23 protein-coding genes and 1 tRNA gene are annotated in these 26,567 nt (G+C 69.2%); 9 read left to right on the top strand and 15 right to left on the bottom strand.

The genetic code is table 11. The features are described from left to right. Positions 1–92 precede the first annotated feature (92 nt). The 3 genes from AMS65_RS15585 to AMS65_RS15580 all read left to right on the top strand — a co-directional run bounded on the left by AMS65_RS15585 (position 93) and on the right by AMS65_RS15580 (position 2,762). Positions 93–1,433: a flavin-containing monooxygenase gene (locus AMS65_RS15585; RefSeq protein WP_053385091.1), complete on the top strand. Its 1,341-nt coding sequence runs from the start codon at positions 93–95 to the stop codon at positions 1,431–1,433. 126 nt (positions 1,434–1,559) lie between these two features. Continuing rightward, positions 1,560–1,727 (top strand): hypothetical protein, encoded by a 168-nt coding sequence (locus AMS65_RS19545; protein WP_157502349.1) that lies wholly within the window; start codon positions 1,560–1,562, stop codon positions 1,725–1,727. Positions 1,728–2,261: 534 nt separating this feature from the next. Further along, the gene (locus AMS65_RS15580; RefSeq protein WP_241489473.1) at positions 2,262–2,762 is read left to right on the top strand and encodes a peptide-methionine (S)-S-oxide reductase; all 501 of its coding nucleotides are present in this window, start codon (positions 2,262–2,264) and stop codon (positions 2,760–2,762) included. Between the two features lie 329 nt (positions 2,763–3,091). Here AMS65_RS15580 and AMS65_RS15575 read toward each other — a convergent pair. The 8 genes from AMS65_RS15575 to AMS65_RS15540 form a co-directional block, all read right to left on the bottom strand. Then, positions 3,092–3,182: transfer RNA gene (locus AMS65_RS15575), tRNA-Ser, on the bottom strand. Between the two features lie 211 nt (positions 3,183–3,393). Then, positions 3,394–4,347, bottom strand: a complete 954-nt coding sequence (gene cysK, locus AMS65_RS15570) for a cysteine synthase A (RefSeq protein ID WP_053385114.1) — start codon at positions 4,345–4,347, stop codon at positions 3,394–3,396. Positions 4,348–4,384: 37 nt separating this feature from the next. Continuing rightward, positions 4,385–5,929 carry an NtaA/DmoA family FMN-dependent monooxygenase gene (locus AMS65_RS15565; RefSeq protein ID WP_053385090.1) on the bottom strand — a complete coding sequence of 515 codons (1,545 nt, stop codon included), beginning with the start codon at positions 5,927–5,929 and terminating at the stop codon, positions 4,385–4,387. 89 nt (positions 5,930–6,018) lie between these two features. Continuing rightward, positions 6,019–7,701, bottom strand: a complete 1,683-nt coding sequence (locus tag AMS65_RS15560; protein ID WP_053385089.1) for a dipeptide ABC transporter ATP-binding protein — start codon at positions 7,699–7,701, stop codon at positions 6,019–6,021. Then, complete coding sequence (locus AMS65_RS15555) at positions 7,691–8,680, bottom strand: ABC transporter permease (RefSeq protein ID WP_083451763.1); 990 nt, start codon at positions 8,678–8,680, stop codon at positions 7,691–7,693. Before AMS65_RS15555 ends, AMS65_RS15560 begins: the two co-directional genes overlap by 11 nt. Next, on the bottom strand, positions 8,677–9,690 hold the full coding sequence (locus tag AMS65_RS15550) for an ABC transporter permease (protein ID WP_053385088.1): 1,014 nt from the start codon (positions 9,688–9,690) through the stop codon (positions 8,677–8,679). Before AMS65_RS15550 ends, AMS65_RS15555 begins: the two co-directional genes overlap by 4 nt. Before the next feature lie 19 nt (positions 9,691–9,709). Beyond that, entirely contained in the window at positions 9,710–11,344 is a 1,635-nt protein-coding gene (locus tag AMS65_RS15545) for an ABC transporter substrate-binding protein (protein ID WP_053385087.1), read from the bottom strand. 8 nt (positions 11,345–11,352) lie between these two features. After that, positions 11,353–12,366: an aldo/keto reductase gene (locus tag AMS65_RS15540; RefSeq protein WP_053385086.1), complete on the bottom strand. Its 1,014-nt coding sequence runs from the start codon at positions 12,364–12,366 to the stop codon at positions 11,353–11,355. A 272-nt stretch (positions 12,367–12,638) separates the two neighbouring features. On the opposite strand from AMS65_RS15540, the gene AMS65_RS15535 reads away from it, so the two are divergent. From AMS65_RS15535 to AMS65_RS15515, 5 genes are all read left to right on the top strand, one after another. Then, on the top strand, positions 12,639–13,673 hold the full coding sequence (locus AMS65_RS15535) for an aldo/keto reductase (RefSeq protein ID WP_053385085.1): 1,035 nt from the start codon (positions 12,639–12,641) through the stop codon (positions 13,671–13,673). Next, positions 13,670–14,635: a sulfurtransferase gene (locus AMS65_RS15530; protein ID WP_053385084.1), complete on the top strand. Its 966-nt coding sequence runs from the start codon at positions 13,670–13,672 to the stop codon at positions 14,633–14,635. Before AMS65_RS15535 ends, AMS65_RS15530 begins: the two co-directional genes overlap by 4 nt. Positions 14,636–14,674: 39 nt before the next feature. Next, entirely contained in the window at positions 14,675–15,016 is a 342-nt protein-coding gene (locus tag AMS65_RS15525; RefSeq protein ID WP_053385083.1) for a transposase, read from the top strand. A 128-nt stretch (positions 15,017–15,144) separates the two neighbouring features. Beyond that, positions 15,145–15,588, top strand: coding sequence for an OsmC family protein (locus AMS65_RS15520; protein WP_053385082.1), 444 nt, complete (start codon positions 15,145–15,147; stop codon positions 15,586–15,588). Positions 15,589–15,591: 3 nt separating this feature from the next. Continuing rightward, positions 15,592–16,554 carry a sulfurtransferase gene (locus AMS65_RS15515; protein WP_053385081.1) on the top strand — a complete coding sequence of 321 codons (963 nt, stop codon included), beginning with the start codon at positions 15,592–15,594 and terminating at the stop codon, positions 16,552–16,554. Positions 16,555–16,563: 9 nt separating this feature from the next. Here AMS65_RS15515 and AMS65_RS15510 read toward each other — a convergent pair whose 3' ends face one another. Together AMS65_RS15510 and AMS65_RS15505 are read right to left on the bottom strand one after the other, a co-directional pair. Further along, complete coding sequence (locus AMS65_RS15510; RefSeq protein WP_053385080.1) at positions 16,564–17,358, bottom strand: DUF1684 domain-containing protein; 795 nt, start codon at positions 17,356–17,358, stop codon at positions 16,564–16,566. Continuing rightward, on the bottom strand, positions 17,358–18,608 hold the full coding sequence (locus AMS65_RS15505; RefSeq protein WP_241489472.1) for an FAD-binding oxidoreductase: 1,251 nt from the start codon (positions 18,606–18,608) through the stop codon (positions 17,358–17,360). The genes AMS65_RS15510 and AMS65_RS15505 overlap by 1 nt, the downstream gene beginning before the upstream one ends. Positions 18,609–19,049: 441 nt before the next feature. On the opposite strand from AMS65_RS15505, the gene AMS65_RS15500 reads away from it, so the two are divergent. Further along, entirely contained in the window at positions 19,050–19,922 is an 873-nt protein-coding gene (locus tag AMS65_RS15500; protein WP_053385078.1) for a sulfurtransferase, read from the top strand. Between the two features lie 49 nt (positions 19,923–19,971). Here AMS65_RS15500 and AMS65_RS15495 read toward each other — a convergent pair whose 3' ends face one another. Genes AMS65_RS15495 through AMS65_RS15475 form a run of 5 tightly spaced genes read right to left on the bottom strand, consistent with a single transcriptional unit; the run spans position 19,972 to position 26,508 of the window. Continuing rightward, positions 19,972–21,615 carry an ATP-binding cassette domain-containing protein gene (locus AMS65_RS15495; RefSeq protein ID WP_053385077.1) on the bottom strand — a complete coding sequence of 548 codons (1,644 nt, stop codon included), beginning with the start codon at positions 21,613–21,615 and terminating at the stop codon, positions 19,972–19,974. Further along, a complete protein-coding gene (locus tag AMS65_RS15490) occupies positions 21,612–22,529 on the bottom strand; it encodes an ABC transporter permease (RefSeq protein WP_083451761.1) in 918 nt (305 codons plus the stop codon). The genes AMS65_RS15495 and AMS65_RS15490 overlap by 4 nt, the downstream gene beginning before the upstream one ends. Further along, positions 22,526–23,470: an ABC transporter permease gene (locus AMS65_RS15485; protein WP_053385076.1), complete on the bottom strand. Its 945-nt coding sequence runs from the start codon at positions 23,468–23,470 to the stop codon at positions 22,526–22,528. Before AMS65_RS15485 ends, AMS65_RS15490 begins: the two co-directional genes overlap by 4 nt. Positions 23,471–23,479: 9 nt before the next feature. Beyond that, positions 23,480–25,099: an ABC transporter substrate-binding protein gene (locus tag AMS65_RS15480; protein WP_053385075.1), complete on the bottom strand. Its 1,620-nt coding sequence runs from the start codon at positions 25,097–25,099 to the stop codon at positions 23,480–23,482. A 38-nt stretch (positions 25,100–25,137) separates the two neighbouring features. Further along, positions 25,138–26,508, bottom strand: a complete 1,371-nt coding sequence (locus AMS65_RS15475) for an NtaA/DmoA family FMN-dependent monooxygenase (RefSeq protein WP_053385074.1) — start codon at positions 26,506–26,508, stop codon at positions 25,138–25,140. Positions 26,509–26,567: the final 59 nt, after the last annotated feature.

Genomic DNA, 26,567 nt, shown 5'->3' with positions numbered 1-26,567 from the left:
GATGAGCCGGTTCTCATCCCCGGTGCGGATCCCGGCGCGCCCCGCATGCCGGTCCGCTCCCAGCCATCGAGCCATCCGAGTGGAGAAGAACTATGTCCAGCCCAGAAGCCGAGGTCACCGAGGTCCTCGTCATCGGCGCCGGCCAGGCCGGGGTCGCGATGAGCGAGCACCTGACCGCGCGCGGCATCCCCCATGTCGTCCTCGAGCGCAACCGCATCGCGGAGCGCTGGCGCTCGGAGCGCTGGGACTCGCTCGTCGCCAACGGCCCGGCATGGCACGACCGCTTCCCCGGTCTGGAGTTCGACGACGTCGACCCCGACGAGTTCGCGCCGAAGGAGCGCGTCGCCGCCTACTTCGAGGCCTACGCCGAGAAGTTCGATCTGCCGATCCGCACCGGCGTCGAGGTGACATCGGTGCGCCGCAACGAGGGCCGCGGCGGTTTCATCGCGGAGACCAGCGCGGGCGCGTTCGAAGCCCGCTACGTCGTCGCCGCCACCGGCGCCTTCCAGCTGCCGTCCGTCCCGCCGATCGTCCCCGAGGAAGCGGGCATCAGCCAGATCCACTCCAGCCAGTACCGCAACCCGCAGCAACTGCCCGAGGGAGCCGTGCTCGTCGTCGGCGCCGGATCCTCGGGGGTGCAGATCGCCGACGAACTGCGCCAGGCGGGGCGCGAGGTCTTCCTCGCGGTCGGCCCGCACGATCGTCCGCCGCAGCGCTACCGCGGCCGCAGCTTCGTGTGGTGGCTCGGCACGCTCGGGCTGTGGGAGAAGTCCACCCCGGCCGAGGGCGCGGAGCACGTCACGATCGCGGTGAGCGGCGCGGGCGGCGGGCAGACCATCGACTTCCGCAACCTCGCGGCGAGCGGCATCACCCTCCTGGGCCGCGCGAATTCCTACGCCGACGGCGTCATGAGCTTCGGCTCCGACCTGGCCCGGAACATCCGCAGGGGCGACGAGAACTACCTCTCGATCCTCGACGAGGCGGACGCCTACATCGCACGCACCGGCATCGACCTGCCCGAGGAGCCCGCGGCTCGCGAGCTCGGCCCGCTCCCCCGGTGCGTCACCGATCCGATCCTCGAGATCGATGTCGCGGCGGCCGGCATCACCTCGATCGTGTGGGCCACCGGCTTCCGCGTCGACTACGGCTGGCTGCAGGTCGACGCCCTCGACGAGCGCGGGCTGCCGCGGCACGAGCGCGGCGTCTCGGCCGAGCCCGGGGTCTACTTCCTCGGACTGCCCTGGCAGTCGCACCGCGGCTCCACCTTCATCTGGGGCGTGTGGCACGACGCCAAGTTCATCGCCGACAAGATCGAGATCCAGCGCGGATACCTCGCGTACGAGGGCACCTCGATCCCCGCGGCCGGGCTGCCGACGGCGGCAGGGGCCCCGGCGCCGACGGCGGCTCAGTCGCCGCAACTCGCGAGCGCCTGAGGATCCGGCCGGAGGATCCGGGCGGAGGATCCGGCCGCACACCGGAGCATGCTGCAGCCGCTCCCCGCCCCGAATCCCGGAGAGGGGCTTCAGCATGCTCCACCACCGGGCGTCTATATTCGGGTCATGAACACCAAAGAGTTGAACGGGGTCATCTACACCCTGACGCGCCGCGACGCCCCGGGGCCCGACCTGAGCGCCTGGTACTGGCTCGGCGCCGACGGCACCGTCCTGGAGCTCGAGGAGATCGAGATCCGGACCCTGCGCGCGAGCGAGGTCATCCTGGACGAGTAGTCGCCGTCGAGGGCGAGCACCGGGCGGCAAACACCGGGCGGCGCTCAGGACGCTCAGCGTCGAAAGATGAAGAACGCCGGCAGATCCCAGGATCTGTCGGCGTGTCCCCCTTTCGCAGCTCCCCCGTGCCCGGCCGAAGGGGCCCCGGGAAGTCCCCGCAGGGAGGAGAGCACCACCGCGCCAAAGCGAGTCTCAATACGCCGAATCCGCGGTGTGGATCCTGCGACTCGTTCCTCGCGCAGGACGACGAAGGACTCTGCCCCGTTTGCACGGCAGTGCCCTCCGGTTCTGAGCCCGGAGTCGATACCGGCCCTCGATGCGACACCGTCGTGCGGATGGAATCTCGATCCGGCCGCGCGATCACGCGGCAAAATGAGGATCACCATGCTCCCGCACCCTCAACTGTCGATCAGATCGAGCACCCGGCGTAGAAGCAGAGCAACGCTTCGAGGTCACGAGCGGGGCAGCGCACGACGGTGTCGAGAATCTTGCTCCCCGACGCTTCTGATGTCTGAACGGGGCTAGGCTGGCATCATGGCTGCGCTCAACGGGTCCACCATCCAAGAAGTGTATTTAGCCGGTGGTTGCCTCTGGGGTGTGCAGGCGTTCGTCAAGACCCTTCCCGGAGTGGTGTTCACCGAGGCGGGAAGGGCCAACGGGAGGAGCCGCACGCTCGACGGAAGCTACGACGGCTATGCCGAATGCGTGAGAACGAGGTTCGATCCAGACATCGTGTCCGTGAGCGAACTGATGGCGTATCTCTTCGAGATCATCGATCCGTACAGCGTGAACAAGCAGGGTGAGGATATCGGCGAGAAGTACCGCACGGGCTTGTACTCAGAGGATCCCGAACATCTTAAGCAGGCCAGGGCGTTCATCGGCAGGAGACACGATTCCGACCGCATCGTCGTCGAGATTCTCCCTCTGGTGAGGTACGTGAAAAGCGGAGAAGAGCATCAGGATCGGCTGACGAGGCATCCCGGTGATTACTGCCACATTCCCAGAGAACTGCTGCACAAGTATGTCGCGCCGTGAACTCACGAGACGCGTGCGGGACGAGACGGCGAAGTGCGTCGAAGCCGAACAAGGCAACCCCTGCGAAGCGCAGCAGAGGGCGGGCCGAAGGTGAACGCCAGATAACTTCCTAGCGCGACCGCTCCATCGGGCCGACTTCGCTTCGCGCCTCTCACCTGAACTGCACTGAGACCAGTGGCGGTCACACGATTCACGAACTCCGGCAGACCCCCGAAACGATACTCGTCACGCGAGGTGTGGAGCTCCTACCCAGTAGTAGCTCAAGCACCCCCGAGCAGACAGAACCCCCAAGATTCCATAGAATCCCGGGGGTTCTGTCGTTGTTCCCGTGGCGGAGGGTAGGGGATTTGAACCCCTGATGCAGGGTTACTGCATGCTTGTTTTCAAGACAAGTTCCTTCGGCCGCTCGGACAACCCTCCGCCGTCGAGCTTAGCAAAGCCGCCGCCCCGCGATCCCGCGCGCTGCCTGGCCCGATTCGAGTGCCAGCCCGCTGCGGAAGATATGGGATCTGCAGAAGATATGCTTGGCTCGCGTGAAGATGTCATATCTTCTGCAGATCCCATATCCACGGACGTCGCGCCGGCGGTCGGCCGACGGTCGCGCCGGCCCTTCCACCGGCCCTCGCACCCGCTACTCCCGCGCGTGGTCGAAGAGCTCGGTGCTGAGGTAGCGCTCCCCCGTGTCGGGCAGGATCGCGACGATCGTCTTGCCCGCGTACTCCGGCCGCGCCGACAGATCCCGCGCGGCCGCGAGCGCGGCGCCCGACGAGATCCCGACGAGCAGTCCCTCGAGCGCCAGCGCCTCGCGGGCGGTGCGGATCGCCTCGTCCTGCGGGATTCCGATGATCTCGTCGGCGATCTCGATCTCCAGCACGGGCGGGAAACCGTTGCCGCCGATGATGCCCTGGATCTTGTGCGGCTGGAACTCGCCGCCCTGCAGCACGGGCGCCTCGGCCGGCTCGACCGCGATCACGCGGATGTCCGGATTCTGGGCCTTCAGGTAGCGGCCGGCTCCGGTCAGCGTGCCGCCCGTCCCCACGGTCGCGACGAGCACGTCGACCGAGCCGGCCGTGTCGGCCCAGATCTCGGGCCCCGTCGTGCGCTCGTGCACGGCCGGGTTCGCGTCGTTGCCGCCCTGCCCCGAGAGGAACGCACCCGGTGTGCTCTCGAGGATCCGGCCGGCCTCCTCGTTCGCCCCGGCCATCGCCTGCGGCCCGGGTGTGAGCACGAGCTCGGCGCCGAGCGCCCGCAGCAGCGTGCGCCGCTCACCGGAGACATCGTCGGGCATCACGATGATCACGCGGTACCCCTTGACGGCGCCGATCCAGGCGAGTGCGATGCCGGTGTTGCCGCTCGTGGCCTCGATGATGGTGCCGCCCGGCTGCAGGCGCCCGTCCGCCTCCGCCGCCTCCACGATCGCGAGCGCGGTGCGATCCTTCACGCTCGACGCGGGGTTCGCGGCCTCGAGCTTGCCGAGCACCCGCGCCCCTCCCCCGGGCACCACCCGGTTGATGCGGACGAGCGGGGTTCCTCCCACGAGCTCCGCGACACTTCCGGCGACGCGCTCTGCGCGCGCGGCCGGGATCGGGGTCGCATCGGCGGCGGACTCCTGCAGCAGCTGATCAGACACTCACGGGCTCCGTTTCCACGTCGGCTGCGGCGGCCGATGCCGCCGTGTGCTCGACGGTACCAGCGTTCCCCTCGCGCGCGCCCGGCGCGTCGTCATATGACGACTCGAAGAAGCCGCGGGGGCGGGGCAGCCCGAGGTGTCCGCGGAACGTGTCGGTCTCGTACTCGCGGCGGTGCAGACCGCGCTGCTGCAGGATCGGCACGACCTCGTCGACGAAGCGGTCGAGCTGCGACCACAGGTAGGGCGACTGGACGTTGAAGCCGTCGGCCGCCCCGCTCGTGAACCACTCCTCGAGAAAGTCGGCGACCTGCGCAGCCGTGCCGTTGATGATCGGGAATCCGTCGATGATCGCCGAGTACAGCAGGTCCTTCGCGCGCAGCGGCTGGGCACCGCCGGGCTTCCGATCCGTGCGCGACGCGGCCTGCGCGAGCAGCCGCCGTCCCTCGTCGTTGACACTCGCGGCGAGTTCCTCGGAGACCAGCCCCTCGAGACCCAGCGCGGTGAGGTCGGCGCCGATCCGCGCCGAGACGACGGCGAGGTTGCGGAAGCCGTAGCGCAGAGGCCCGCCGTTGCGCGGGTTCTCGACGAACTCGCGCCAGTGCGCCGCGTCTTTCCCGCCGGTGATCGGATCCTCGTCGAGGGGCAGCGACTCGTTGAGGCGATCGTAGACCGCGATCGCCGATTCGCGGGTGTCGCCGATGATCGGGGTGACGCCGGGCAGGAAGAAGACTTCGTCGGGATTGCGCCCCAGGGCTGCCGCGCGAGCGCGCACATCGGCGTTGAACTCGGCCGAATCGCGAATGGACTTGGGGCCCGTGAAGTTCACGTCGCACCACTTCGCGGTGAGCTGCCGGGACAGCTCGCTCGCACCCGCGTAGAGGAGCGGTGGGTGGCCCTGCGGCGGCCGTCGCAGCGGCAGCGTGCCCTCGACGCTGAAGTGCTTCCCCTTCCAGTTGAGACGGTGGATCTTGCTGTTGTCGATGAACGCGCCGGACGCTTTGTCCTGGATGTAGGCCCCGTCCTCGACGCTGTCCCACAGCCGTTTCACGATCTCGATGAACTCGTCGGCGCGCTCGTAGCGGGTCTCACCGCCGAGGTCGGGCAGGCTGAAGTTGCGCGCGGCGACGTCGTTCGCGCCGAGCACCACGTTCCAGGCGAGCCGGCCTCCGCTCAGGTGGTCGAGCGAGGCGGTGAGCCGGGCGAGGATGTAGGGATCGTAGTAGGTCGGGTGCGCGGTGACGACGATGCCCACCCTGCTCGTCTGCAGGGCGAGCTGCGACGCGAGCGTGAACGGTTCGAGTCGCCCGGTGTTGTGCGTGGTGATCCACTGCTCGGTCACCAGATCTCCCGGCAGCGTGTCGCCCAGAAAGAAGAAGTCGAACTTGCCACGCTCGACGGTCTGCGCGGCTCGCAGCGCGTACTCGAAGTCGAAGGCGCCGTCGGTGGGCGCCTCGGGCTGGCGCCATCCGCCCCAGTGGGTGCCGTTCACCCAGTACATGTAGCCGAGGTGCAGGTGCCGTGCCGGTGTGTCGCTCATGGTGTGCCTTTCTGATGCGTGGTTCGGGATCGGGTCGGGCCGGGATCGGGTCGGGCTGGGATCGGGGCGGTTCGGGATCGGGGCCGGGATCAGGGAAGCGCCGGATCCCGCACGATGCCGGGAAGATCGGGCTGCGGGATCGCCGCGAGGAGCTCGCGCACGTAGTCGGTGCGCGGCTGGCGCAGGACATCGAGCGCGGTGCCGCTCTCGACGACCGCCCCGTGCTGCAGCACGAGGATCTCGTCGGAGATCTCGCTGATCACCCCGAGGTCGTGAGAGATGAAGAGATAAGTAAGGTCGAGTTCGCGCTGGAGCTCCGCGAGCAGGTCGAGGATCTGCCGCTGCACGGTGACGTCGAGGGCCGAGACCGGCTCGTCGCAGATGAGCACCTCCGGGCGCACCGCGAGCGCGCGGGCGATCGCGATCCGCTGGCGCTGACCGCCCGACAGCTCGGCCGTGTACCGGCTCGCGACGCCGGCGGGAAGACCGGTCAGGTCGAGCAGCTCGGCGACTCTGCGACGACGCTCTCCCCGGTTTCCGAGGCGGAACCCGGTGAGCGGTTCCTCGAGGATCGTCTCGACCGTGTGCCTCGGGTTCAGGGCGGCGAACGGGTTCTGGTAGACGATCTGCAGCCGGCGGTAGAGCCCGCGGCGGCCCCTCGCCCCGCGGGCTCCGTACTCGACGGGTTCGCCGTGGATCGACGCGCTGCCGGCATCCGGCTTCGCGAGGCCCGCCAGCGTGCGCATGAGTGTCGTCTTCCCGGATCCGGACTCGCCGACGATGCCGAGCGTCCGGCCGCGGCCCACGCTCACAGAGACGTCGTCGAGGGCGACCACCGGTTCACCCGCGCGGTTCGGGAAGGTCTTGCGGAGCCCCTCGGCGAGCACTACGGGGGCTTCGCCCGGCTGCTCCTGCGCCGCCCGCGCCCGCGGCGCATCCGCGAACGCCCGCCTGGATCGAGCGACATCGACGGCGGTTCGCCCGAGATGCGAGGAGGCGATCAGGCGACGCGTGTACGCCTCTGCCGGCGCCGACACGATCTCCGCGGCGGAGCCGTGCTCGACGAGCCGGCCGTTCTGCAGCACCACGATGCGCTGGGCGCGCTCGGCCGCAACGCCGAGGTCATGGGTCACGAGGAGTACGCTCAGCCCCTCCGCCCGCGTCAGCTCGACGAGCAGGTCGAGGATCCGCTTCTGCACGGTGACGTCGAGCGCGGTCGTCGGCTCGTCGGCCACGATGAGTTCGGGGTCGGCCGCGATCGCCGCGGCGATGAGCACGCGCTGGCACATGCCGCCCGAGAGCTCGTGCGGGTAGCTGTCGTAGACCTGCTCGACCCGTCGCAGCCCGACGCGCTCGAAGAGCTCGAGGATGCGCCGGCGCCGTGCGCCGCGATCGAGCCGGGTGTGCACGCGCAGCGGCTCCTCGGCCTGCCTGCCGACCGGGATCAGCGGGTTCAGCCCGAGCAGCGCGTCCTGCGGCACGTATCCGATCGTGCTGCCGCGCAACCGCTCGTACTGCTTCGCTGCCAGGCCGACGAGTTCGCGCCCGTCGAGCCGGACCGAGCCGGAGGAGATCCGAGCATTGGGCGCGAGGGTGCCGGTCACGGCCCGGGCGAGCGTGCTCTTGCCGGATCCGGACTCGCCCACGAGCGCGAGGATCTCCCCGCGCGGCAGCGAGAACCCGACGTCGTCGAGCACCCGGTGCGGGGCGCGCCCGCGCACGCGGTACTCCAGCGACAGCGAGGAGAACTCGAGGATAGTGTTATCCGACAACGCTGGTCCTTCCCTTGTTCATCGAGCGGCCGATGCGGTAGACGGCCAGCACCGAGATGACGATGACGAAACCCGGGAGCGTGCTGAGCCACCACTGGACGGTGAGGTACGAGCGGCCTCCGGCGACGAGGGCGCCCCACTCCGGGGTGGGCGGCGGTGCGCCGAAGCCGAGGAAGCTGAGCGCGGCGACACCGAGGATCGCGGTGCCGATCTCGAGGGTGGCGGCGGCGAGCACCGACCCCGAGGCATTCGGCACGATGTGCCGAAAGAGCCGGTAGGTCGCGCCGTGACCCGCGAACGCGGCCGCCTCGACGTAGGGCAGGCCTCGTACGCGCAGCACCTCGGAGCGCATGAGGCGCGCGAACGTCGCGACGCTCGTGATCCCGATGGCGATCGCGATGTTGATCGTTCCGCGGCCGAGCGCGGAGACGATCGCGAGCGCGATGATGAGGCTCGGAACCGCGAGCATGACGTCGATCACGCGCATCAGGATCGTGTCGACCGCGCCCCTCAGCGCTCCGCCGACAAGGCCGATGAGCGATCCGAACACGAGGCCGATGAGCACGGCGACGACCGCGGCCTGCAGCGACTCGGAGGTGCCGTAGACGGTGCGCGCGAACTGGTCGCGGCCGTAGTCGTCGGTACCGAACGGATGCTCGGCGCTCGGCGGCAGGAACCGCGAGTACGCGTCCTGCTGCAGCGGGTCGAAGGGCGTGAACCACTGCGGCACGAGCGCCGAGAGGAGCACCACCGCGATCCACAGCCAGGCGCCGAGGAGCGTCGGCTGCCCGAACAGGGTCACGAGGAGACGACGGCCGAGCGGCGGAGCGGTGTTCGCGACGGGACCCTCCGGCTCCCCGGGGTCTCCAGAGGCGCCTCCGGAGCCGGGCGGTTCGGCGGCGCCCGCCCGGCCTCGGGATCCTGCTCGGCGATCATCGGCGGCGGGCACCGCGCGCGGCGGCGAGATGAGATCGGTCATCGCTCCTCCAGAGAGATCCGCTTGTCGATCAGCGGGTAGAGTGCGTCGACGACGAAATTGACGACGACGAAGATCGCCGCGCTCACGGTGACGCAGACGAGCACGACGGGGGTGTCGCGGCCGTCGACGGCGTCGACGATCACGCGCCCCACCCCGAGCCGCGAGAACACGATCTCCGTGAGCACCGTTCCGCCGATCATGATGCCGACGGTCGTGCCGAACGACGTGATGACCGGCAGCAGGGAGTTGCGCAGGGCGTGCCTGATGATGACGGCGCGCTTGCCGAGCCCCCAGTTGCGCACGGTCTCGATGTACGGCGAGGTGAGTGCGCCGCGGAGGTTCGCGGTGAGCAGCTGGGAGATCGCTCCGGCGCCGGGTATCGCGAGCGCGAGCGACGCGACGAGGAGGCCGAGGAAGCTGTCGTTCCCGGTGGATGAGATGATTCCGAGCTTGAAGGCGAAGAGCTGGAGCAGCAGCAGGCCGATCCAGAACGGCGGCACGGCCACGGCGATTGCGGGGAGCGACAGCAGCGCCTCCCGCGCCCACTGCCAATCGACGAGCTCGATGAGCACCGAGAGCCCGATGCCCAGGATCACGGCGAGCACGAGCCCCGTCGCCGCGAGCTCCAGCGTCTGCCCGAAGGACTCGAAGTAGAGTTCGGTGGCGGGTCGGCGCTGATAGATGCTGTCGCCGAAGTCGCCGCGGAGCGCGCCCCAGAGCGCGTCGAAGTACTGCACGAGCACCGGGCGATCGAGGCCGAGGAGCGCGCGCTGCTCGGCGAGGAGCGCCTCGATGTCGTCCCCCTCGGCCCCGAACGTCAGCCCTCCCGCGGCATCGCCCGGAAGGATGTACAGCAGGAAGAAGCTGGCCGTGAACGCACCCCAGAGCACGATCACGCCGTACAGCAGCCGCTTGCCGAGGTACCGCGCGAACGCCGCGGCCCCGTTCCGGCGCGGGGCCCGGAGGCCGGCGCGCGCGGCGCCCGGCCTCCGGGTGATCGACGTCGTCATGATGCTCCTCGTGTGTCGTCTACTCGGCCGGCGTCAGCCAGGCGTCGTACAGCAGCTGATCGAGGCCGTTGTTCTTGATGTCGTGCAGACGCGGCGACGACACCCAGATGTCGGTATCGACGGAGAGGTTCAGCACATACGCGTCCTCGGAGAGGATGCGCGCGGCCTGATCGACGACCTGCTGCCGCTCGTCGCGGTCGAGGATCGTGTTCTGCTGCTGCAGCAGCGCGTCGAGCTCCTGCCCGCGCTCGTCGTCCTCGCGGATGAAGGAGCGGTTCGACCCGGTCTTCACGCCGTAGTTGGCGCGCAGCACGTCGGCGTCGGGCGAGGAGTGATACCAGTACGCGATGTCGTACTCGCCCGAGAGCAGCTTCTCGTTGGCCTCGGCCGCGAGCGGCACGTCGATCACCAGCTCCACGCCGATCTGCTTCCACTGGTCCTGCACCGCCGTAGCCGCCGCGCGGTCGGAGGGGAAGCGCAGCGAGAGGCGCTCACCGTCGGCGTTCACGCGGATCCCGTCGTCGCCGACCTCGTCCCAGCCGGCTTCCTGGAGCAGTTCGACGGCCTTGTCGGGGTCGTACGCGAGGAACTCGCTCTGGTCCGAGAAGAAGGGGTTCTCGGGGCTGAGCGGCCCCTGCGCCGGGAGGTCGTAGCCGTTCGAGGTGAACTGCACGAGCGCCTGGCGGTCGATGCCGTACTGGAGCGCCTGGCGCACCTTCACGTCGCCCAGGAACTTCGAGGAGGTGTTGACGGGCCACTCCTCGCCGGTCGCCGGGTTCACGGCCTCCGACGAGACGTTCAGACCGGCGGCCTCGAGCTCGGGCACGTAGGTGCCGTCGACCCAGTAGATGAACTGCAGCTCGTCCGACTTGATGGCCCCGTTCCGCACCGAGTCCTCGGGGATGATCTTGTAGACCACCTGATCGAGGAAGGCCCGCCCCTCGTGATCGAAATAGTCCGGCGCCCAGTCGTAGTCGTCCCTGGCTTCGAGCACGATCTCCTGGTTCTCCGTGTAGGAGACCAGCGCGAAGGGCCCGCTGCCGTCGACCGCCTTCTGCCGCTCCTCGACCGGCAGCTTCGCCGTCGCCTCCGAGACGATGCCGGCGTGGGCGCGCGACAGGCTCGGCAGGAACGCGGCGTTCGGCTCTGCGAACTCGACGACGATCTCGTACTCGCTCGGTACGGTGATCGACGAGATGCCCTGCACGATGGTCTTGGCGCTGGAGTGGATGCCCTCGCGCTGCAGGCTCTCGAAGTTCGCCTTGACCACGTCGCCCGTGAGCTGCGTGCCGTCGTTGAAGGTGACGTCGTCGCGCAGCGTGAAGCTGTAGCTGCGCGCGTCGTCGCTCACCGTCCACTCCTTCGCGAGCCACGGCTCGATCTCGGAGGTCTCCGGGTTGCGGAAGACGAGCGAGTCGGACAGCGCGCGGGCCACGTGGCGCCACACCTGGTTCACGACCGCGGCGTCGACGCCCTGGGGGTCGGCGTTGAGTCCGATGTTCAGGGTTCCGCCGTAGCGATCCTCCTCGCTGGTCTCGGCTGCGGCGTCTCCGGCGTTCGCAGTGGTCGATGAGCAGGCGGTGAGCGCCAGTGCGCCGGCGACGAGCGCCGCCGCGGCGAGGTGCAGGCCGCGCCATCTCTTCGGGGTGTGCATGATCGGGATCAGTCCTCTCGTGTGTCCGGGTACAGTTCGTCGAGCTGCGCGAGAAGCGCGTCGCCGAGCTGCGGGATGCGTGCTGACGCCAGGTTGGCGTCGAGTTGTTCGGGCTTGCTGACGCCGAGCAGCACGCTCGTCACGGCCTGCTCGCGCAGGATCCAGCGCAGCGCGAGCTGCGGCGTCGTGGCCCCCTCCGACTCGGCGAGCCCTGCGAGCGCACGGGTGCGCCGCAGGTAGTCGTCGGTCAGGAAGTCGGTGCCGAGGAACTCGCTGCGGCCGGCGCGGGCGTCGTCGGGGATCGCCCCGTCGAGGTACCGGTCGGTGAGCAGGCCCTGCGCGAGCGGCGAGTAGACGACCACGCCGAAGCCGTGGGTCTCGGCGAGGTCGAGCACGTGGCCCTCGCGCTCGATCGTGCGGTCGAGGAGCGAGTACCTCGGTTGCACGAGTGCGACGGGCGCACCCGCCTCGCCCAGGAGCGGTGCGATCGCGGCGATCGCCTCCGGCGGGTAGTTCGAGAGCCCGATGTAGCGCGCCTTGCCCTGGCGTGCGATGTCGGCGAGCGCCTGCGCGGTCTCCTCGAGCGGAGTCGCGGGATCGTGGCGATGCGAGTAGAAGACGTCGACGTGCTCGACCCCCAGACGCTCCAGGCTGCGGTCGATCTGGTCGAGCAGGTGCTTGCGCGACGCACCGGATCCGTACGGGTGGGCGGCGATCTGGTTGCCGGCCTTCGTGCTGATGGTGATCTCGTCTCGGTGGGCGCGCAGCTCGCGCCCGAGCACGTCGCCGAGCACGCGTTCGGCGTGACCGTGCGGCGGCCCGTAGCGATTCGCGTTGTCGAAGTGGGTGATCCCGCGATCGAACGCGCCGACGATGAGATCGGCCTGCGCGCGGCGCTCCCGCGTCTCGCCGAAGCTGTGCCAGAGACCCAGTGCGAACGCGGGCAGCAGCAGGCCCGACCGTCCGGCGCGACGGTAGGGCACGCCCCGATGGGCGAGTTCTCCGAGCTGCGTGTCCGTCATCCGTGCGCATCCTTCTCCGTTGTGCCGGCGTCTCCCGTCCCGTGCGGGGCGAGAGACGCCGTGCGATGTCCGACCGTCCGGAAGCGACCGGTCGATGTTTTGATTATGTCTGCCATAACTTTTCAAACTAGAACATATGACGGTATATTTCATTGAGAATCAATATAGAAATACGTAACGAAACGTCATCACACGTATATTCACACTCGAATTCAATAGAAATACGAGTACAGATTCCGTCCGGCGACCCCGGACCTCACCAAGGAGGCACCATGCCACTCATCCCGGAAGCCGCGATCCCCGACGGACATCGCCCCGTCGGCTCCTCCGGCCTCATCGTGTCCGAGCTCGGCGTCGGCGCGAGCACCTTCGGACGCTCGGGCATGCGCGCGCAGAGCGCCGAGCAGGTCCGGGCGATCGTCGACCGCGCGATCGACCTCGGCGTCACCTACTTCGACCTCGCCGAGGGCTACGGCGACGAGGTCGGCCTCAGCGAGCGGCTCTTCGGCGACGCGCTCCGCGGCCGCCGCGAGCAGGTGGTCATAGGCACCAAGTTCGGCCGATCGCTCCAGCAGACGCACGGGCCGGCCTATTCGTCGACGGGATCCCGGAAGTACATCCTGACCTCCGTCGAGGAGTCGCTGCGCAGACTCGGCACCGACTACATCGATCTCTACCAGATCCACTTCCCCGACGCGCACACCCCGATCGACGAGACGCTCTCCGCGCTCACCGATCTCGTGCGATCCGGCAAGGTGCGCTACATCGGCGCCTCCAACTTCGCCGCCTGGCAGATCGCGGACGCTCAGCACATCGCCGCCGCCGCGGGGCACGCAGCGTTCGTCTCGACGACCGACGAGTACAACCTGCTCTGGCGCAGGCCGGAGCAGGAGCTCATCCCGGCCCTGCAGCGCTTCGGGCTCGGTTTCATCCCCTATTTCCCCCTGCAGAACGGCCTGCTCACCGGGAAGTACTCGGCGCAGCACGCGCCCCAGGGAGCGAAGATCACGAACCTCAAGCGCAATCTGCTGCGCGAGGCCCCGTGGGAGGCGCTCTCGCGGTTCGAGGCCTTCGCCGCGGAGCGGGAGATCACTCCCGCCGCCGCCGCGCTCGGGTGGCTCCTCGCGCAGCCGACCGTGGCGAGCGTCATCGCGGGGGTCACGATTCCCGAGCAGCTCGACGAGAACCTCGTGGCCAGCCGCTGGGTGCCGACTGCCGACGAGGAGCGGGAGCTCCGCGACATCCTCCCGGGTGCGCTGAGCGGCGGGCCGGGCAGGGTCGTCACGGACGACGGAGCCGGCTCGTGACGGCCCCGGCCGCGGGGACCGCCCTCGGGACCGAGCTCCGGCCCGCGACCGCCGCTCGCCCGGAGGAGACCGCGGCGCGGGCGATCCCATCGCCGCTCGTCGCGCTCGATGCGCTGCTGGCCGCGCCGGCCGATCGACCCCACCGGCTGGTCGAGGTCGGCGCGGGTCCGGTCTCCGATCCCGGAAGCGACCAGGATCCCGAACCCCGGATACCCGACCCCCTGGTGCCCGGAGCGATCCGCCTCGGGATCTCCGACTTCGCGGGCGCCGAGGGCCCGACGACCGGTCGGCAACCGCTGCCCGACCACACCCGGCTCACCGACACGCTGACCGCGGCCGGCATCGCACCGGGTACCGCCCTGCTGCTGTACGCGCGGGATGCATCGGCCCTCAGCATCGCGGCGCGCGGCTGGGTGACTCTGCGCTGGGCGGGAGCGACCGATGTGCGCGTGCTCCGGATCGGGCCCGGGCTCCCACCGGCTCCGCGCATCGCCGAGCTCGCCGCATGGATCGCCGATTCCGTCACCCAGCACACCCCCGATGCACCCGAGGCCTTCGTTCCGGATCCCACCGTCGTGGCGACGACCGAGCAGGTCGCCGCCCGACACGCGGAGACCCTCCTCGTCGATGCCCGAGGCCCCGAGGGCTACGGAGGTGCCGGCTCCCACATCGCCGGTTCGCGGAACCTGCCCACCGGGCTGCTCGTCGGCGAGGACGGGCCGCGCGCCCCGGAGCAGATCCGTGCCGCGTATCGCTCGGTGCTCGGCGTCGCACCGGAGGATCAGGAGATCATCCTGTCGTGCGGCAGCGGGATCTCCGCCAGCCTGCAGGCGCTCGCCCTCGCATCCGCCGGGGTCGCGGCCCCTGTCTACATCGGGTCGTGGTCGGAGTGGAGCAAGCGCGACGGAACAGGCTCGGCGGAGCACGCTCGAAGCGATAACGTCGCACGATATCATTCGTGATATACGCAGCAGTATGCTCGGTGCAACCAGGAGTATTTTATGGCGTTCGAACGTAAATACAGCGATGAGGTGCGCACCGCATCCGTCGAAGAGGTGTTCCGGCGCCGCCGTGCCGAGCCCGGCAACCGCGCGATCATCCGCGAGGTCGCGGAGGAGTTCGCCGTGGGGCCGCAATCGCTGCGGCAGTGGCTCGCCAGATACGACGACGGCAGCTACGACTTCGACGATGCCCCGGCGCCCACCACATCGCTGAGCAAGCAGGAGCTGCTGCAGCGGGTCTCCGAGCTGGAGCAGCGCATCGCGACGCTGGAGGAGGACAACCGCAGTCTGACCCGCGTCGTCGCGATGTTCGCCGATCAGCTCCGGCCCACGGCGTTCTGACGCCCCGCCCGGCGTAAGACTTCTCAACAGCGGGCCGGGGTCGCGGCACCGCTTGCTACAGTGTGCGAACGCGATGCACGCCGGCGCCCCGCCGGCAGTTCGCGCCCGCCCGATCAGGAGGCACCCGGATGGAAGACAGCGTCATCGTCGCGAGCCGGCTGCACGGCGAGTTCACCGACACCCGGGGCCGCTACCGGCTGCGCGGCGACGGCTTCGAGCTGCTGTCGGACGGCTCGCCGCTCAGCGGCGGCCCCGGTGAGGCGGCGAGCGCGATCGACCTCCTCGTCGCGTCGCTCGTCTCCTGCGCGCTGAACGCGTTCAGGCAGGATCTGCTCGGCGAGGGCGAGGGAGACCGACGCGTCGAGATCTTCGCCCGCGTGGAACGGGCCGTGGACGCGCGCACGCTCGGCACGCTGATCATGGAGTGCTTCATCGACAGCGACGGCGAGGATCCCGTCAGCCCCGAGCGACTCGTCGGCGAGTACAAGCGGCGCTGCCGGATCTACAACGCGCTCAAGGACGATCTGCCGGTCGAGTTCGTCATCCACGGCTCGGACGACGCGGGCTGGTAGCCGGTGCGACCCGCGGATGCGCTGCTGTTCCGTCCCGGGGCGCCTCGCGCGGCGGCACCGGTCTTCGTCGAGGTCGTCCCGTGGCGCACGCCGCCGGGCGACACCTCCCTCTCCGAACCGACCGTTCCGGGCGCGCATCGCGCCGGAGTGCGGACGGTGTTCGCGGGACCCCCGGGGCCGGGCACCGGCCACCTGCCGCTCCCCGACCCCGCGCTCGTCCGCGCGGAGGCCGCGCGCTGGCGGGCCGACGCCGACGCCGGCGCTCCTGCCCCTGCCCCTGCGGACATCGTGCTCTTCACCCGGAACCCCGGGGATCTCACCTCGGCGACGCGGGCGTGGTTCGTCCTGTCCTGGGCGGGCGTCGGCGGTGCGCGGGTGATGCTCGGCGGGCTGCCGGCATGGCTCGCGGCGGGCGGGGCGCTGGGCGACGCGGCGCGGGATCCGGCCCTCGGATCACCGGGTCCGGGCTCACCGGCCCCGGCGCCCCCCGCGGCACAAGCCGCCGAGCAGCCCGCGCAGCCCGGGCCGCGATTCGCGCGCACGCTCGATGCCGACGGGGCCGTGGAGATCGCCGCCGGGGGAACACTCCTCGACGCCAGACCGGTGGAGCACTACGCCGGCTTCCTCGACGACGAGCGCTCGGGGCACGTTCCCGGGGCGGTCTCCGCTCCGGCGTCCGAGATACTCGCCCCCGATGGCTCACTGCTCCCGCCGGCGGCGCTGCGCCGCTGGTTCCTGGAGCGCGGCGCGATCGGCACGCACCGTGTCGCCGCCTACTGCCACGGAGGGGTTGCGAGTTCGTCGCTCGTCTTCGCCGCCGCACTGCTCGGGCAGCGCATCGATCTCTATGTCGACTCCTGGAGCGCGTGGGCGCAGGATCCCGGTCGCCCCGTCGCACACGGCGTCGAGCGCGGCCTCACCGCGGGACTCGACACCGGCTGCTTCGATCCGATCGAGTCACGCTGAGCATCGGAATCACGCCTTGCTCGACCACCGCTGTTCCCTTTCCCCGGCACGCAGCTCCAGATCGAGTCTGTTCTCCGGCGGCGGGAGGGGGCAGAGATACGCCGCAGTGAAGGAACAGGGCGGCAGATACGACCGGTTGAAGTCGAGTTCGACCGGTTGTGCATGCGCGTGTCCCCGGGGCAGTTCGATATCGAGAAATCTGAACGACGTCGTCTCCGATCCGTTCGTCGCATCGGCGAAGGTGACGTGCAGGCCCTGGTCGACACGGAATCCCAGAACGGAGTACTCCCGCCCACCGGCGCTGAACCGGATCCGTCCCGCCACCGGGAAGTCGGCCGCGCCGCCGTCGGCCTGCTGCACTCTGACCGCTCGGGGAGCGGGATCGAACTCGCCGAAGAGGCGCCAGCTCGGATCCCAGTCGAATGCGTCGATGTCTTGGAGCGCCTCGCGCGCCGGGGAGGTGGGATCGAACACTCGCACCGCCAGGGCTCCGTCGCGGGAGACGATGCGCACGAGTCGCTCGCCGAGCGCTACGGACTCACCAGCCGCAAACGCCGAATCGAGTCCTTCCACCTCATGCGGATGCACCCCGCCGTCCGCGGCGGACCAGAGCCCGGGCAACCCCTCGACTCTCCGGGGTTCGTCATCGAGCCACACCGTCGAGATGGCAGCAGCGATGCCGTGCGGGGCGAGCGCAGCAGCGCGGCGCTCGCCCCGCCAGGCCTCCCACCGATTCCTCTCACTCGACGGCTCACTCTCCTCGAGCGCTCCGTCATGCGAACGCGCGTTCACCGCAACTGTCATCAGAATCCCCTTCCCGGGTTCAGGATCCCAGCGGGATCGAATACGCGCTTGATGCCCTCGTGGAGCTCGACTGCCACAGCGCCGAGTTCCTTCCGACTCCAGGCTCGCTTCACGCTGCCGACGCCGTGCTCCGCGCTCACGGTCCCTCCGAACTCGAGCGCGAGGGCGAAGACTTCGTCGGCGGCGACCTGCGCGGACGCCGCAAGATGGGCGCGGTGTTCGGGGTCGTCGTCGTCCGGCACGAGGATGATGGGGTGGAGGTTGCCGTCACCCGCGTGGCCCATCGTGAAGATGCGGGTGCCGGTGCGCGCCTCGATCTCCTCGATGCGCTCGACGACGCGGGCGAGTCGGCTGACCGGAACCGCGATGTCCTCGATGAGCAGCCTGCCGAGGCGCTCGATCGATGGCAGCGCGAGGCGTCGGGTGCGGATCAGCAGGTCGGCTTCCGCGGGGTCGGCGGTCCGGTGGATCTCGGAGGCGAAGGGATCGAGGAGCTCTGCGATACGCGCGGCCTCGGCCTGCGACCCCCAGCCGTCCACCTGCACGAGCAGGAACGCGTTGCCGCGCCGGCTGTAATCGGTTCCCGTTGCCGCGTCGATGGCGCGAAGCGTGGCAGCGTCGAGGATCTCGCAGAGACTCGGAGTCACATCCGAACCGAGCAGCGCGACCGCCGCCTCGGCAGCAGCATTGATCGAGGGGAAGTAGGCCGCGAGCGTCACGGTATCGCGTGGGATCGGCTGCAGCGCCACCGTCGCTTCCACGACGACGGCGAGTGTACCCTCCGAACCCGTGATCAACGATACGAGGTCGAACCCGACCACACCCTTCGCCGTCGACGCTCCGGTGCGCAGTGTGCGACCGTCCCCGGTCACGACCGTGAGCGCACGGATCGCGTCGCGGGTCACGCCGTATTTAACCGCGTGGAAGCCGCCGGCGTTCGTCGCGATGTTGCCGCCGATCGACGAGATCTCGACGCTCGCGGGATCGGGAGCGTACTGCAATCCGTGGGCGGCAGCAGCGGAGTCGAGCTCTGCCGCGGACACCCCAGGCTCGACGACCGCGATCTGATCGACGGCGTCGATCTCCACGATGCGATCGAGCCGCGACACATCGAGCACGATCCACCCGCTCCCCGCTGCAGATCCACCGGCGAGTCCGCTCCCCGCCCCCCGCGTCGCGACGGGCACCCCGAAAGCGGATGCCGTGCGGAGCGCGTGCGCGACGCCGTCTCGGTGCAGCGCGCGGATCACCGCAACCGGCGATCCGTCGACGGATGAGGACGACCGGTCGCGAATCGGACCCGCCGTCGGCAGGTCGATCTCGAGGTCCGCGGATTCTCCGAGTGCTGCGAGGAGAGCAGTCTCGGCTCCAGTCCCTTGCGACGTCGCCGCACTCCCGTGCCGACCTTTCTCGGGCTGCGCCATCTCTACGGCCTCTCTTCAGCGCTCGCGGGCGGAGCGCCTGATCTGCTCGGACACGCATCGAGCGATCCGATCTCCGACACTAGGATCGCTTCTCCCGGATGTCCAAGAAGTTCCCTCGATGGGCATCCATCGCCGATCGGTATCAATCGGCGATGGCCAATGATCACGCCGATCCTCGCCCCATATCGCCTGCCGGAAGACGGTCACGCGCCGTCATCAACGCACCGGCGCCTGCATTCCGAACCGGCGGGGGATATAGTCCGAATCATGACGAACCGTGATTCGATTCTCATCACCGCACAGGACCTCGCAGCGCAGTTGCGCGCCGAACGCGATCTGCCCGCCGATGCGCCCCGCACGCGCCTGCTCGACGTGCGCTGGACGCTCCCGCAGCCTGACGGCCGGGCGGCCTTCGCCGAGACGCACATCCCCGGAGCCGTGTACGTCGACCTCGATACCGAACTCGCCGAGCACAAGTCCCCGCGCGACGGCCGACACCCCCTTCCGGATCCCGATCATCTCCAGCGAGCAGCACGGTCCTGGGGTATTCGCGAGCAGGACCAGGTGGTGGCCTACGACGGAGGAGGCAACTACGCGTCGGCACGCGTGTGGTGGGTGCTGCGGAACGCCGGGTTCGCTCGCGTGCGCCTGCTCGACGGAGCGCTGCCTGCGTGGGTCTCGGCCGGGTTCCCGGTCGAGACCGGAGTTCCGGAGGTCGTGACGGGCGACGTGACGCTCGGCTCAGGGCATCTTCCGGTCATCGACCTCGACCAGGTGACGAGCTTCGTGGCCGCGGGGGGCGCACTCCTCGATGCGCGGGCGCCGGAACGGTACCAGGGGCTCGAAGAACCCGTCGACCCTCGCGCGGGGCACATCCCCGGTGCCCTGAACGCCCCCACCGGCGAAAATCTCGATGACTCGGGCCGGTTCCGCCCCGTCGACGAGCTGCGGGACCGTTTCGCGGAACTCGGCGTCGATCGCACCCGGTCCGTCGGCGTCTACTGCGGTTCGGGCGTGACCGCCGCGCACAATCTCGTCGGGCTCGCGCTTGCGGGCTTCGAGGGCGCACTCTTCCCGGGCTCCTGGTCGCAATGGTCGAATCACGAGGAGCTGCCGGTCGCCACCGGTATCGATCCCTGAGTCACGGGTTCTGTCCCGGCACCCGCACCCGCTGCGAGCGCGCCGGCGATCAGGGCGCCGGTGCCGGCTGCGCTGCGGCGACCAGCTCACGGGTGTACTCGGCGAGCGGCTGCTGCAGGACCGCGGCCGTGCTCCCCGACTCCACGACGCGACCGTGCTGCAGCACCACGACCTCATCCGCGATCTCGCTGACGAGCGCGAGATCGTGCGAGATGAACAGCATTCCGATGTCGTGCTCCCGCTGCAGCCGGCGCAGCAGCGAGACGATCGTCGCCTGCACCGTTACATCGAGCGCACTGGTCGGTTCGTCGCACACGAGCAGGTGCGGCTCGAGACTCAGCGCGCGCGCGATCGCTACGCGCTGCTGCTGCCCGCCCGACAGCTCCAACGGACTGCGGTCGGCGAACGCCGCGGGCAGACCGACTTCCTCGAGGAGGAGGCTCACCCTCCCGGCCGCTGCAGCGGCCGAGCCTCCGTTCGCCCGGATGGGTTCGCCGATCACCTCGGCGACCGTGTACCTCGGATCGAATGTGACCGCGGCGCTCTGAGGGATCAGCTGTGTGCGCCTGCGGAACTCGCGCCGCGCCTCCCGGTCCTGAGCGCTGAGGCGATCGCCCGCGAAGACGATCTCTCCGTCGCTGAGCGGATCCAGGTCGAGCGCCAATCGACCGACGGTCGTCTTGCCCGCACCGGACTCGCCGACCAGGGCGAGCGTCGAGCCTCGGCGAAGCGCGAACGACACGTCTTCGACGAGGGTCGTCTCCGTACGTCTCCACGATCCCTCCGCACGCGCCGGCACCCGTCGGCTGATGGCCTCCGCGCGCAGCAGTACGGACTCGTTCGGAACCTCGACGTGCCGTGCGGGGACCGGCTCGGCCCGGCGGATCCGGGGCGAGGCCCGGATCAGCGCCCGCGTGTACTCCTCCCGCGGGTACTCGAACACCGTGGACGTAGCACCGTTCTCGATGATGCGGCCGTGCCGCATCACGTACGACGTGTCGGAGTACCGGGACGCCACGGAGAGATCGTGCGTGATGAGCAGGAGGCCGCGATCCTGCCCGGACGACAGCGAGCGGAGCAGGTCGAGGATCTGCCGCTGCACCGTCGCATCGAGCGCGCTTGTCGGCTCATCGGCGACGATGAGTCTCGGTTCCCCGGCAACCGCTATCGCGATCAGGACGCGCTGCAGCATTCCGCCTGAGAACTCGTGGGGGTACTGATTCGCGCGCCGCCGGGGTTCGGAGATCCCGACCTGTTCGAGCAGTTGCTCGGCTCGCACGCGGGCAGCGGCACGACTCAGCGGCCGGTGCGCGCGCAGCGCCTCCACGATCTGCGCACCGATCCGCTGCAGGGGGTGCAGCCCCCGCCGGGGATCCTGCGGAACGAAACCGATCGCAGCTCCTCGGAGCGCGCGCAGCGTGCGCTCCGGGGCCCCGACGATCTCCTGCGCACCGATGGAGATGCTGCTCCCGGCCGCGATCCTCGCACTCGCGGGCAATTGCCCCACCACGGCCTTTGCGAGCGTGCTCTTGCCCGATCCCGATTCCCCGACGAGCGCGACGAACTCCCCTGAGCCCACGGTCAGAGAGGCCTCCGCGACGGCGCGATTCTCGGATCCCGTCGGAAGACGGTAGTCCACGGACAGACGGTCGATCGCGAGTACGGATCGCGGGGTGGGCGGAACGGGGGTCACGTTCCCTCCTTCGTCAAACGTTGAAAGTGCAGGTAGATCCCGTTCGCCGCCACCACGACAGCGGTCACGGCGATCCCGGGGAAGGTGGTCATCCACCATGCCGTGCTGAGGAACCCTCGTCCCTCGGCCATGAGCGCTCCCCACTCGGGCTCGGGCGGGATGACCCCCAAGCCGAGAAAGCTCAGCGAGGAGATCGCGATGATGCTCGCACCGAACTCGAGCGCGGCATAGGCCGCGACCGGGGAGAATGCGTTCGGCAGCACATGGTGGATGAGGTTCGAGAATGGACCTCTGCCCGCAAGGCGTCCCGCCTCGACGAAGGGGGCCTGCGCGGTCACGATCACACTCGAGCGCATCAGTCGGGCGAATGGCGCGATCCCGGCCAGACCGACGGCGAGCGCGACGTTCTGCGTGCCGAACCCGAGCGCGGCGACGATCGCCAGGGACATCATGAGGCTCGGCACCGACATGAGAAGATCGGTCACCCGCATGATGACGGCGTCTGCGCGCCCGCCGATGGAACCGGCAGCGAGCCCCAGCACGCTCCCGCCGATGCAGGAGATCCCGAGTGCGAACAGGCTGGCCACGAGCGAGATGCGCGCACCGTAGATCACACGGGTGTACACGTCGCGACCGAGGTTGTCGGTGCCGAACGGGTGCTCGGACGAAGGTCCCTGCAGCTTGTGATCCGAGAACAGCTCGTAGGGCGACTTCGTCGTGAACCACTCGGGCATGAGCGCGGCGAGCACGGCGATGGCGAGCACCGCCAGCGGCACCACGAGACCGATACCGCGCCTCCGACGACGGCGACGGCCCGTTCGGGCAGGTGGATGCCCCGGCTCACCGGGCGCGGGTGTTGCAGGGGGACGGTCGACGTCTGCGCCGCTGCGCGCCTCTTCGATCACTGCGGTCATCGCGATGCCCTCACTCTCGGGTCGACGATCGGGTAGACGGAGTCGGTGACGAGGTTCACCAGCACGAAGGCGACCGCCGTGACGACGATGATCGCCTGCACGAGCGGCAGGTCGCGCTGCAGGACCGACGATTGCATGAGCGCGCCGATCCCCTGCCTCGAGAAGATCGTCTCGGAGACGACGGCCCCTGCGAGCAGCGTGCCGAAGTTCACTCCGATGACGCTGATGGTCGGCAGGAGCGAACTGGGGAGCACATGCCGGAGGTGGACCCGGGCGCTCGACACGCCCTTCGCCACAGCGGTCTCGACGTACAGTTCGCCTCGGGACCTCGCGATGCCGTCGATCGTGACCTGAGCGATGAGAGAGGCGTACGGCACCGCGATCGTCACCGCCGGCAGCACGAGCGAGCGCCACCCGTCATCGCCCGCGACGGGGAAGAGGCTCCACCTGAAGGAGAAGAGCTGCAGCAGGATCAACGCGATCCAGAAGGTCGGCACGGCGGTGCCGAAGGCAGGGAGGATCCGGAAGAGCCGTGCGGCCCCCGATCGCGGCCGGAAGGTGACGAGGACGGCGAATGCGATCCCGAACACGATCGCGAGCGCCATGGCCGCGAGCGTCAGTGCGATCGTGGAGGGGATGGCCTCGGCCAAGAGCTGGGTGACTGGCGCGCCGTAGCGCACCGATTCGCCGAGGTCGAGACGGAGATACTGCTGCAGCACGTCGAAGTACTGCAGCAGGAACGGACGGTCCAGCCCCAGCGAAGCGCGCAAGGCCTCCTGCTCGGCGGGGTCCACGTAGGTACCTCCGTCTCCGCCGAGCAGGACGCTCACGCTGTCCCCGGGAATGAGGTAGAGCACGATGAACGAGACCGTGAACGCGCCCCACACGACGAGGACTCCCTGCGCGAGGCGCAGCAGCAGCCGTTTCGCGGGCTCGTGCATCTTGGCGGCCTAGTTCTCGAGGGTGATGTCGGTGTACAGAGGTCCGGGGCCGGAGAGGAAGGGCAGCTGGATGCTCCCGCCCACCTTGCTCGACACGACGAAGGACTGCGCCCAGTCGTAGATCGGGATCAGGTAGCCCTCATCGATGATCTCGGCCTGGATCTCGGCCAGCACCTCGTTGCGCTCGGCGACATCCGCAAGCTGCACCTGCCGGTCGAGAAGCTCGTCGATCTCGGAGGACTCCGTGCGGTGGTTCCAGTTCCCGTCTGCGAATCCGAGCACCGCGCGGAGCGTGTCGGGCTCCGGCGTGTAGCCGTTGGCCCAGCGGACACCCTGCTCACCGGCGTCGTAGACCGCCTGCTGCTGCCCCGTGGGAAGCAGGTTGATCGTCACCTCGACGCCGATCTCGGCGAGCTGCTCCTTGAGCACCGCCGCGATGTCCGGGCTGCTGTTCCAGCTGAACTCGCCCGTGATATCGAAGGAGAGCCGCTGACCGTCCTTCTCGCGGATCCCGTCCGTACCGACGATCCAGCCGGCCTCCTCGAGGATCCGCTCCGCGCCCTCGGAATCGTAGACGAGCCGATCGCTCAGATCCTCATACCCCACCGTCACATGGCTGAGGGCCGAGGTCGAGGGTACGAACCAGTCTCCGATCACGCCGGCGACTGCGGACTCGCGGTCGATACCGATCTGCAGCGCGTCGCGCACAGCCGGGTCGCCCAGCACCGGATGCTGCAGGTTCGGCACCAGCGTCACCGGGTAACCGCCGTTGGTCGTCGTATACACCTTGCCGCCGCCGGCTTCGATGCGATCGACATCCTGCGCGAGTGCGACCGAGTAGGCGTCGATCTGACCGCTCAGCAGACTGTCCGCGAGCACCGCGGTGTCCTGGATGCTGACGATCTCGAGGCCGGCGAGATACGCAGCACCCTGGTTCTCGGCCAGCGGGTTGCCCCAGGCGTAATCCTCACGGCTGGAGTAGACCAGCGATTCGCCGGGCGTGAAGCTGTCGATGACGAAGGGGCCGGTGCCGATGACGCCCTGCGCGCAGCGCTCCTCGGCCGACAGCGCGGCGGAGGCCTCGGAGACGATCCCGAGATTCGTGGTCGCCGTGCCCTGGAGGAAGGCGATGTTTGGCGAGGAGAAGGTGACCGTGACCGTGTGCTCGTCGGTCGCTGCTGCCGTCTCGTAATCATTGAGATATCCGATCGGCAGCGAGGCAGCCGCACCGAGCTCCTCCGCAATGGCGTTGAGACTGGTCGCGACCGCCTCGGGTGTGAGGTCGGTGCCGTCGCTGAAGGTCACGCCCTCTCTGATCGTGAACAGGAACTCCGTCGCGTCGTCGTTCACCGCGTACTCGCTCGCGAGCCAAGGGAGGTACTCGCCGGTCTCCGGATCCTGCGCGAGCAGACTGTCCGTCACCGGCTTCAACTGGTAACTCGAAGGGTTGTTGCCCCGCTGGTGGGGGTCCGCGCAGTCGACGACCTTGTCGCCGAATCGCAGCACGCCGCCTCCCCCGTTCGTATCCGAGCCCGACTCCGCGGGCGCGCCGCTCGAGCACGCGGCGAGAGCGACGAGAGACGCGGATGCCGCGACGAGGAGCGCGGCGCTCCGGACTGTGTATGTCATGTTTCCGTACTTTCTGATCTTGACGATGGTTGAGTGGTTCAGGATGAGCCGACGAGCCGACGAGCGCGGGCGGGGTGGCCTTCATCGAGTCTGGAGCGCCCGAACAGGCGCTCGCGGAGCGTGCCCTGACCCTCGTGCTCGCCGCGCAGCAGTCCTCGCTCGGTGAGCACCGGGGACAGGTGGTCGGCGAAGTCCTCCCAGGAGCCGGGCGAGATGAGGTAGTGGACGTTGAGTCCGTCGACGCCGACGTCGCGCCAACGCTCGATCGCATCTGCGATCTGCTCAGGCGTGCCGACCGTATGCTGCCGACCGGTCCAGCGCACATACTCCTCGAACGTCCAGTCGTGGTCGGGTGCGCGCTCGAGCCGAGCACGCAGCCCGCCGAGACGCTCCTCTCCGTGCCGTTCGAGGAGTTGCGAGAGCTTCGCGCGCCAGGGGATCCACGCCAGCTCAGCACCGGCGCTCTCGGCGAGCTTCACCAGCAGCGACTCGGGCGATCTGAACTCCGCGAGTTCGTCGTCGAGGGCGCGGGCCTCCGCCTCGGTGCTGCCGAGCACGAAGGCGAACTTCGTGAAGATCTTCAGATCGGCGGGGTTCCGCCCCGCACGCTCGGCACCGGCGCGGATCCGCGCGACGTTCTGCGCCGGGTCACCGACCTCGATCGAGGAGAACACACCCTCGGCGTGGGTTCCGGCGAACGCGGCGAACCGGTCGGAAGCGCCTGCCGTGAAGATCACCGGTGTGCGCTGCGGGGACGGTTCCGAAACGTGACGACCGGGCACGTCGAAGAACTCCCCGGTGTGTCCGATCGCACGGATGAGCGACGGGTCGGCGTACCTGCCGCTCTTCCGGTCGCGCAGCACCGCTTCCTCATCCCAGCTCTGCTCCCAGAGGCGGTACACCACATCGAGGTATTCCTCAGCGCGCGCATAGCGATCCTCCCGAGCGGGCAGGCCCCCGTATCCGAGGTTCCGGCCGGTCCCGGCGATCGAGCCGGTCACCACGTTCCACCCCAGGCGGCCGCCGCTCAGATGATCGAGGGTGGTGATCTTTCGCGCGAAGGAGTACGGGGGCTCCTGCAGTACGTTCTGGGTGAACGCGAACGAGAGTTCCTCGGTGCTCCCGGCGAGCAGCGAGACGATGCTCGCCGCATCGAGGACGGGCGCCTGCAACCCGGTCGACAGCGCCAGATCACCTGTGCCGTCGACCGTCTCGTAGGGCGCGAGCACATCGGCGAAGAAGAGCAGGTCGAATCGCGCCCGTTCGAGCGTCTGCGCGACGTGGATCCAGTAGCGCGGATCCGTGTACTGCAGTTGACGGCTCCGCGGGTTCGCCCACTGGCCGTGGTCGTGGTGCGAGGGCGCCAACATGTTGAACGCGCTGAAGACGAGGGGCTTCGGGTTCGGCATGGCGATCTCCTGTTCGGGTGAATGACGGAATCGATGAGGGCCGGCTCGTCGGCGCCGCC

Source organism: Leucobacter celer subsp. astrifaciens (genome assembly GCF_001273835.1).
Lineage (GTDB): Bacteria > Actinomycetota > Actinomycetes > Actinomycetales > Microbacteriaceae > Leucobacter > Leucobacter celer.
This window is presented reverse-complemented; position numbering and strand designations above follow the sequence as displayed.

Bases quoted from the DNA above. Each gene is read 5' to 3' on its own strand.
- AMS65_RS15565 (WP_053385090.1), bottom strand. From the start codon at position 5,929: ATGAGCGACACACCGGCACGGCACCTGCACCTCGGCTACATGTACTGG.
- AMS65_RS15550 (WP_053385088.1), bottom strand. From the start codon at position 9,690: ATGACGACGTCGATCACCCGGAGGCCGGGCGCCGCGCGCGCCGGCCTC.
- AMS65_RS15580 (WP_241489473.1), top strand. From the start codon at position 2,262: ATGGCTGCGCTCAACGGGTCCACCATCCAAGAAGTGTATTTAGCCGGT.
- AMS65_RS15480 (WP_053385075.1), bottom strand. From the start codon at position 25,099: ATGACATACACAGTCCGGAGCGCCGCGCTCCTCGTCGCGGCATCCGCG.
- AMS65_RS15490 (WP_083451761.1), bottom strand. From the start codon at position 22,529: ATGACCGCAGTGATCGAAGAGGCGCGCAGCGGCGCAGACGTCGACCGT.
- AMS65_RS15525 (WP_053385083.1), top strand. From the start codon at position 14,675: ATGGCGTTCGAACGTAAATACAGCGATGAGGTGCGCACCGCATCCGTC.
- AMS65_RS15585 (WP_053385091.1), top strand. From the start codon at position 93: ATGTCCAGCCCAGAAGCCGAGGTCACCGAGGTCCTCGTCATCGGCGCC.
- AMS65_RS15520 (WP_053385082.1), top strand. From the start codon at position 15,145: ATGGAAGACAGCGTCATCGTCGCGAGCCGGCTGCACGGCGAGTTCACC.
- AMS65_RS15555 (WP_083451763.1), bottom strand. From the start codon at position 8,680: ATGACCGATCTCATCTCGCCGCCGCGCGCGGTGCCCGCCGCCGATGAT.
- AMS65_RS15485 (WP_053385076.1), bottom strand. From the start codon at position 23,470: ATGCACGAGCCCGCGAAACGGCTGCTGCTGCGCCTCGCGCAGGGAGTC.
- AMS65_RS15500 (WP_053385078.1), top strand. From the start codon at position 19,050: ATGACGAACCGTGATTCGATTCTCATCACCGCACAGGACCTCGCAGCG.
- AMS65_RS15540 (WP_053385086.1), bottom strand. From the start codon at position 12,366: ATGACGGACACGCAGCTCGGAGAACTCGCCCATCGGGGCGTGCCCTAC.
- AMS65_RS15475 (WP_053385074.1), bottom strand. From the start codon at position 26,508: ATGCCGAACCCGAAGCCCCTCGTCTTCAGCGCGTTCAACATGTTGGCG.
- AMS65_RS15535 (WP_053385085.1), top strand. From the start codon at position 12,639: ATGCCACTCATCCCGGAAGCCGCGATCCCCGACGGACATCGCCCCGTC.
- AMS65_RS19545 (WP_157502349.1), top strand. From the start codon at position 1,560: ATGAACACCAAAGAGTTGAACGGGGTCATCTACACCCTGACGCGCCGC.
- AMS65_RS15545 (WP_053385087.1), bottom strand. From the start codon at position 11,344: ATGCACACCCCGAAGAGATGGCGCGGCCTGCACCTCGCCGCGGCGGCG.
- AMS65_RS15510 (WP_053385080.1), bottom strand. From the start codon at position 17,358: ATGACAGTTGCGGTGAACGCGCGTTCGCATGACGGAGCGCTCGAGGAG.